The organism is Streptomyces sp. NPDC087420, from assembly GCF_044744165.1.
In the GTDB taxonomy this organism is placed as follows: Bacteria; Actinomycetota; Actinomycetes; order Streptomycetales; family Streptomycetaceae; genus Streptomyces.
Genome location: NZ_JBIUXU010000017.1, coordinates 170,363 through 177,011, shown reverse-complemented (window position 1 = coordinate 177,011; position 6,649 = coordinate 170,363). Strand labels below are relative to the sequence as shown.

Annotated in this window: 8 protein-coding genes; 4 read left to right on the top strand and 4 right to left on the bottom strand. The window is 69.2% G+C overall.

Annotated features, from left to right (window positions below; all coding sequences use genetic code 11):
- Positions 1-167: 167 nt before the first annotated feature.
- Together ACIO1C_RS31845 and ACIO1C_RS31840 are read right to left on the bottom strand one after the other, a co-directional pair.
- Positions 168-1,784, bottom strand: a complete 1,617-nt coding sequence (locus ACIO1C_RS31845) for an FAD-binding protein (RefSeq protein ID WP_401870082.1) — start codon at positions 1,782-1,784, stop codon at positions 168-170.
- Between the two features lie 208 nt (positions 1,785-1,992).
- Positions 1,993-2,163 (bottom strand): hypothetical protein, encoded by a 171-nt coding sequence (locus tag ACIO1C_RS31840; protein WP_401870080.1) that lies wholly within the window; start codon positions 2,161-2,163, stop codon positions 1,993-1,995.
- 100 nt (positions 2,164-2,263) lie between these two features.
- On the opposite strand from ACIO1C_RS31840, the gene ACIO1C_RS31835 reads away from it, so the two are divergent.
- Positions 2,264-3,100, top strand: a complete 837-nt coding sequence (locus ACIO1C_RS31835; protein WP_401870078.1) for a hypothetical protein — start codon at positions 2,264-2,266, stop codon at positions 3,098-3,100.
- A 139-nt stretch (positions 3,101-3,239) separates the two neighbouring features.
- The gene (locus ACIO1C_RS31830) at positions 3,240-3,443 is read left to right on the top strand and encodes a hypothetical protein (RefSeq protein WP_401870076.1); all 204 of its coding nucleotides are present in this window, start codon (positions 3,240-3,242) and stop codon (positions 3,441-3,443) included.
- A 26-nt stretch (positions 3,444-3,469) separates the two neighbouring features.
- On the opposite strand, the gene ACIO1C_RS31825 is transcribed toward ACIO1C_RS31830, so the two are convergent.
- Positions 3,470-3,850: a metal-sensitive transcriptional regulator gene (locus ACIO1C_RS31825; protein WP_401870073.1), complete on the bottom strand. Its 381-nt coding sequence runs from the start codon at positions 3,848-3,850 to the stop codon at positions 3,470-3,472.
- Positions 3,851-4,130: 280 nt separating this feature from the next.
- Between ACIO1C_RS31825 and ACIO1C_RS31820 the strand changes: the two genes are divergently transcribed.
- Together ACIO1C_RS31820 and ACIO1C_RS31815 are read left to right on the top strand one after the other, a co-directional pair.
- Positions 4,131-4,751 carry a DUF47 family protein gene (locus ACIO1C_RS31820; protein WP_327235855.1) on the top strand — a complete coding sequence of 207 codons (621 nt, stop codon included), beginning with the start codon at positions 4,131-4,133 and terminating at the stop codon, positions 4,749-4,751.
- Positions 4,752-4,756: 5 nt separating this feature from the next.
- The gene (locus tag ACIO1C_RS31815) at positions 4,757-5,755 is read left to right on the top strand and encodes an inorganic phosphate transporter (protein WP_161309203.1); all 999 of its coding nucleotides are present in this window, start codon (positions 4,757-4,759) and stop codon (positions 5,753-5,755) included.
- 92 nt (positions 5,756-5,847) lie between these two features.
- Here ACIO1C_RS31815 and pstB read toward each other — a convergent pair whose 3' ends face one another.
- The gene (gene pstB / locus ACIO1C_RS31810) at positions 5,848-6,624 is read right to left on the bottom strand and encodes a phosphate ABC transporter ATP-binding protein PstB (RefSeq protein WP_161309202.1); all 777 of its coding nucleotides are present in this window, start codon (positions 6,622-6,624) and stop codon (positions 5,848-5,850) included.
- Positions 6,625-6,649 lie beyond the last annotated feature (25 nt).

The following is a 6,649-nucleotide window of genomic DNA, read 5'->3' as shown; positions in this document are numbered from 1 at the left end:
AAGACCCCAAGCCGTTCATCTGGACCAAGACCGCCGACCAGATCCTCGAATCCCTCGCCTCGTACTGCCGACGAATTACCGACTCAGGACACTAGAGCCTGTCCTAGGAGGTGTCCATGACGGAACGTAGGCCTGCCCGCCGCGAAGGCGGTCGGGCAGGGGCCCGGCTACAGCGCCTGCGGGAAGTCGAACAGCCGTCCCGGGTCGTACGTCCCCTTCAGCCGCGCCAGCTTGTCCGCCGCCTGGCCGTAGTAGGCCTTCCGCCAGTCCGTCAGCGTCGGGTCGATGTAGTTCTGGTACGCCGCGCCCGACGCGTACCGCCGCATCGACGCATGGGTGTTTTTCAGCCACGCCTGCTGGGCCGTGCCGGCGGTCCCCGGCTGCCAGGCCCCGATGTACTGCGCCAGCACCCGCGAGCGCCGGTGCACAAACGCCGTCGAGAGCGGGCTCACCCGGTTGATCGCCCCGCCGAGCGCGGTCAGCGCTATGGAACCGCCGCCTCCGCCCTGGGCGACCGAGATCTTGGTGAAGGCTTCCGTGGCGGAGACCAGGGCCCGCAGCCCGGCCGGCGAGAGCGCGCGGTCGTAGAAGTCGGAGGCGGCCGCGTACGTCTCCCGCTGGAGCGCGCCGTTCTTGTCGCGCCCCGGCGTGGTGCCCGGCAGGTGGCACTGCGCCTCGGTGTAGCCCGAGCAGCCCGCGTACACGAGCATCGCCTCCTCGTACCCCCGGCGCCGGGTCGAGAACGAGCTGGCGGGGCCGGGGCCGCCCGGGCCGTCGGCCAGCCGGTCGAGGGCGTTCTTGAGATCCGACTCGGTGCCCAGGGAGAACGCGGACAGCGAGATGGTCGGGTTGCCGCCGCCGGGGCCCGCGGCGAGGTGGAGGGCGGACCAGATCTCGTCGGGCTGGTCGGGGCCCCACTTCTGCCAGGCGTCGAGCAGGGTCTCGGCCTTCGACCACGGCCAGCTCACGAAGGCGGCGACGGTCGCGGGTGCCGGATGCGTACGGAAGCGCAGTTCGGTGACCACTCCGAAGTTGCCGTTCCCGGCGCCGCGCAGCGCCCAGAAGAGGTCCTTGTTCTGCTCGGCGTCGGCGGTGAGCCGCTTGCCGGCCGCCGTGATGATCGTGGCGGACGTGAGGCTGTCGCAGGTCAGGCCGTACGCGCGGGCCGCGACGCCGTGTCCGCCGCCGAGGGTCAGACCGGAGACGCCGACGGTCGGGCAGGATCCGGCGGGGATTGTACGGCCCCGGGCGGCGAGGGTCCGGTAGACGTCCGCCAGCCGGGCACCGGCGCCGATCACGCCGTCCGAGGCGGCGTGCTGGAGCGAGTCGAGCTTCGAGATGTCGATGACCAGCCGGCCGTTGCCGCTGGACCAGCCCGCGTAGGAGTGGCCTCCGCTGCGGATGGAGACGGGGGTGTGATGGGTACGGGCGAAGGCGAGGCACTCCTTGATGTCGTCCTCGCCGGCCACATAGGCGACGGCCGCGGGCTTCAGGCTGTCGAAGCGGGTGTTGTAGAGCTGGCGCGCGGTCGCGTAGGACGCGTCGCCGGGCCGTACGAGATCTCCGTCGAGCCCCTTCGCGAGCGCGCTCCAGCTGGGCGCGCCGGGGGCGGGCTTGCTGGTGGTGGTTTTGGCACCGGCCGGCCCTGACCCGCCCGGTGACCCGCTTCCGTTCGTACCGGGGCCTCCGGCGCCCGCCGGTGACGTACCGCCGCCGGAACAGGCGGCCGTGACACCCGCGGTGGCCAGGGCGGCCGCGGCCGTGAGCAGTGTGCGCCGTTCCATCTGACGTCCTCCTGAGGGTGACCCCGGGATCGCGTGGAAGGCGTCCCGCTGAACGGGACGGTTGTAGAGGCCACCGGGTTCCGCGACTCGGGTGCGTTTTCCCCCAAGAGGTCAGGTCAATCAGGAGGTCGGGTCGATCAGGAGACCGGGTCGATCAGGAGACCGGGTCGGTCAAGTGATCGGGTCGGTCAAGTGATGCCGGGTGAGGTCAGTCCGCCGGCTGGTGGGACTGCGCGTCCGTCCTGGCCCGGTCGCGTGAGCGCCGTGCCGGGCCCGACCAGCCGCAGGTGCAGCGGGCCAGGCAGAACGAGCCGCGTTCCACGGTCGAGGTGGCGTGGGGGGAGGTGGTGGGGGGACCAGAAGGGTCTTGCTCGCACACCCCTCCACCGTACTGGCGTGACGGGCAACGCAGCGCGTCGTTATGCGGGTGGGAACGGGCTTCGGACAAGCGGCGGTAAGGCGTTGGGGGTTGGCGGGCGATGGTGGCGCAGCAGCAGGCACGCAGGGGAGCGGCGTTCGCCGCCGTGACCATGGCGGGCGCCGTGGCGGGTGTCGTCGCCGCGACCGGGTGTTCCGGTGAGGTGGGAGCCGCGGCCGACGACCGGCCCGCCGGCGGGCCCCGGGTGGTGCGGGAGGCCGCCGACGTCCTGCTCGCGTCGGGGAGTTCCAAGGCCCGTACGTCCATGGAGATGGCGGCCGGCGGGACCCGGGTGACCATCAGGGGCGAGGGCGGCTACAACTACGACGGGCGGATCGGGCGGCTCAGGGTGGTCCTGCCGAAGGACCCGGCGGGCGCGAGCGAGCACCGTCCCATCACCGAACTGGTCGCCCCCGCAGCCCTCTACATGAAGAACCGGGGCGCGGGCGTGCCCGCCGACAAGTGGGTCAGGGTCGACGCGACGACGCTGGAGGACGGGAATCTGGTCACCGGCGGGGCGACGGATCCGCTGACCGCCGCCGAACTGCTGCGCGCGGCCCGGAATGTGACCTTTGTCGGCTCGCAGGATCTGGCCGGGACTCGTGTGTGGCACTACCGGGGGGTCACCGACATCGGCGAGGCCGCGAAGGTGGCGTCGCCGTACGCGCGCGGCGCCCTGACCGCCGCGGCGAAAGGGTTCGCCAAGGACGTCGTCCCGTTCGACGCCTATCTGGACGACGAGGGGCGGTTGCGCAAGGTCAGGCACCGGTTCAGCTACCTCAACCAGGGCCGGACGGTCGACGTCGCCTCGACGACGCTGCTGTACGCCTTCGGCTCCGAGGTGTCCGTACAGCTGCCCCCGCCCGCCGACATCTTCGCGGGAAAGATCGGGACATAGTCCCGGAGGATCAAGACACGTCGGGGGAAGACCAGGGCGGAAATGGTCCGGACGTGCCATGCGCGGGGCGGGTCCCGGTCCTTACGCTGGAGGGAACACGACCCTGGAAGTCGGCGCCCGCGGGAAGAGGTGACAGCACGTGGCTTCGTTGCGTACGACGACCGTCCAGGACCACGTGGCCCTCGCCGAGATCGAGTTGTGCGGAGAGCTGATGATCGCGGCGTCCGCCGCGGACGGGGAGCGGCTCAGCTCCGACCGTATCGATGAAGTGCTGAAAGTGGCGCGCGCCCACCCGGCCGTGCCCCGGCAGCCGGAGGGCCGGTCGGGGTGCCGCCGCGACTGAGGTGCCCGACCCAATGCGGACCGGTGTCAGGTACGGAGCAGCCGGGCGATCGCCTTCGTCGCCTCCGCCACCTTCGCGTCGACCTCGTCCCCGCCCTTGACCGCCGCGTCCGCCACGCAGTGCCGCAGGTGCTCCTCCAGCAGCTGGAGCGCGAAGGACTGGAGGGCCTTGGTGGAGGCCGAGACCTGGGTCAGTATGTCGATGCAGTAGACGTCCTCGTCGACCAGGCGCTGGAGGCCGCGGATCTGGCCCTCGATCCTGCGCAGCCGCTTGAGGTGCTCGGCCTTCTGGTGGTGGTACCCGTGGATCCCCCGGTCGTGGTCGGTGACGGGCGCACCGGCCGTGGTGGAGGTGGGCTCGGAGGGCGCTGCGCTTGTCGCGGCGCCGGCCGCCTCGGTGGTCGTCATCGCGTCCTCCTGTAGGAATGTCCGGCTGTGGGGATGTCCGGCCGTAGGGATGTCCGGAGGGTCGTCCGGTGGGTTGTCCGATGTGAGATCGGTGTGATGTCCGATACGGGGTTATATACCCCACGTGGGTATATGGTACCCCTCCGTGAGCCTTGGGGCAGGGCCCTGTGCCGAGCGTCATGCCTCATGGGCGACACTGGGACGGATTGCCGGTTAGCCGTGGCCGGATGTTGCGCCTAGCATCACCCTGACCGAATTCCATGTAACCCGAGGATCCCAGGTGCGCTTTCGTCTGACCCCCAGGGAGACGAGCTTCTACGACATGTTCGCCGCGTCCGCGGACAACATCGTCACGGGCTCCAAGCTCCTGATGGAACTCCTCGGGGCGGATTCCTCCGCCAGAGCCGAGATCGCGGAGCGCATGAGGGCGGCGGAGCACGCGGGAGACGACGCCACCCACGCGATCTTCCACCAGCTGAACTCCTCCTTCATCACGCCCTTCGACCGCGAGGACATCTACAACCTCGCGTCCCAGCTCGACGACATCATGGACTTCATGGAGGAGGCGGTCGACCTCGTCGTCCTCTACAACATCGAGGAACTGCCCAAGGGTGTCGAGCAGCAGATCGAGGTCCTCAACCGGGCCGCCGAGCTGACCGCCGAGGCGATGCCGCACCTACGGACGATGAACAACCTCACCGAGTACTGGATCGAGGTCAACCGCCTGGAGAACCAGGCCGACCAGATCCACCGCAAACTGCTGGCCCACCTCTTCAACGGCAAGTACGACGCGATGGAGGTGCTCAAGCTCAAGCAGATCGTCGACGTGCTTGAAGAGGCCGCCGACGCGTTCGAGCACGTCGCGAACACCGTGGAGACCATCACGGTCAAGGAGTCCTGACCCACGTGGACACCTTCGCCCTGATCATGACCATCGGTGTCGCGCTCGGATTCACGTACACGAACGGTTTTCACGACTCCGCGAACGCCATCGCGACCTCGGTGTCCACCCGGGCCCTGACGCCCCGCGCGGCTCTTGCCATGGCCGCCGTGATGAACCTCGCCGGCGCGTTCCTCGGGCAGGGCATCGCCAAGACCGTCAGCGAGGGCCTGATCGCCACGCCGCACGGCGACCGGGGGATGGGCATCCTCTTCGCCGCGCTGGTCGGCGCGATCGTGTGGAACCTGGTCACCTGGTACTTCGGCCTGCCGTCCTCCTCGTCCCACGCGCTCTTCGGCGGCCTGGTGGGCGCCGCGCTCGCGGGCGGTACGGAGGTGATCTGGTCCGGGGTGCTGGAGAAGATCGTCATCCCGATGTTCGTGTCGCCGGTTGTCGGGCTGGTGGTCGGCTATCTGGTGATGGTCGCGATCATGTGGATGTTCCGCAAGTCGAACCCGCACAAGGCCAAACGCGGTTTCCGGATAGCCCAGACCGTCTCTGCGGCCGCGATGGCGCTCGGGCACGGGCTCCAGGACGCGCAGAAGACGATGGGCATCGTGGTGATGGCCCTGGTCATCGCCGATGTGGAGGGCCCCGGGGACCCGATCCCGGTGTGGGTCAAGATTGTCTGCGCGCTGATGCTGTCCCTCGGTACGTACGCGGGTGGCTGGCGCATCATGCGAACGCTGGGCCGCAAGATCATCGAGCTGGACCCGCCGCAGGGATTCGCGGCGGAGACGACCGGCGCGTCGATCATGTTCGGCTCGGCGTTCCTGTTTCACGCCCCGATCTCCACGACACACGTGATCACGTCGGCGATCATGGGCGTCGGCGCGACGAAGCGGGTCAACGCGGTGCGGTGGGGTGTCGCGAAGAACATCATCCTGGGGTGGTTCATCACGATGCCGGCGGCGGGGCTGGTGGCCGCGGTGAGCTTCTGGATCGTGAACCTGGCGTTCGGCTGACGCCTTCCGGAACGTGAATGGGCCCGCCCCCTTGGACAGGGGGCGGGCCCTTCGTCTTGCGGTGGCACCGCCATGCAGCACCGCAGGACGCCTTATCCGAAGCGGCCCGAGATGTAGTCCTCGGTGGCCTGCACGGACGGGTTGGAGAAGATCCGCTCGGTCTCGTCTATCTCGATGAGCTTGCCGGGCTGACCCACGGCCGCGAGGTTGAAGAACGCCGTACGGTCCGAGACGCGCGCCGCCTGCTGCATGTTGTGCGTCACGATCACGATCGTGAAGCGCTCCTTCAACTCCCCGATCAGGTCCTCGATCGCGAGCGTCGAGATCGGGTCGAGGGCCGAGCACGGCTCGTCCATCAGCAGGACCTCCGGCTCGACCGCGATCGCGCGGGCGATGCACAGACGCTGCTGCTGGCCGCCGGAGAGGCCGGAACCGGGCTTGTTCAGGCGGTCCTTGACCTCGTTCCAGAGGTTCGCGCCCTTGAGGGACTTCTCGACGACGTCCGCCAGCTCCTTCTTCCCGTACCTGCTGTTGAGCCGCAGGCCGGCCGCGACGTTGTCGAAGATCGACATCGTCGGGAAGGGGTTGGGGCGCTGGAAGACCATGCCGACCGTACGGCGCACGGCGACCGGGTCGACGTTCGACGCGTACAGGTTCTCGTCGTCCAGCAGCACCTTGCCCTCGACGCGGCCGCCGGGGGTGACCTCGTGCATGCGGTTCAGGGTGCGCAGGAAGGTGGACTTGCCGCAGCCGGACGGGCCGATGAAGGCCGTCACGGAGCGGGGCTCGACGGTCATGGAGATGTCGTCGATCGCCCGGTGGGAGCCGTAGTAGGCGGAGAGCCCGCTGACGTCGATTCGCTTGGCCATGTGGATCACTGCTTCTTTCCGAGCC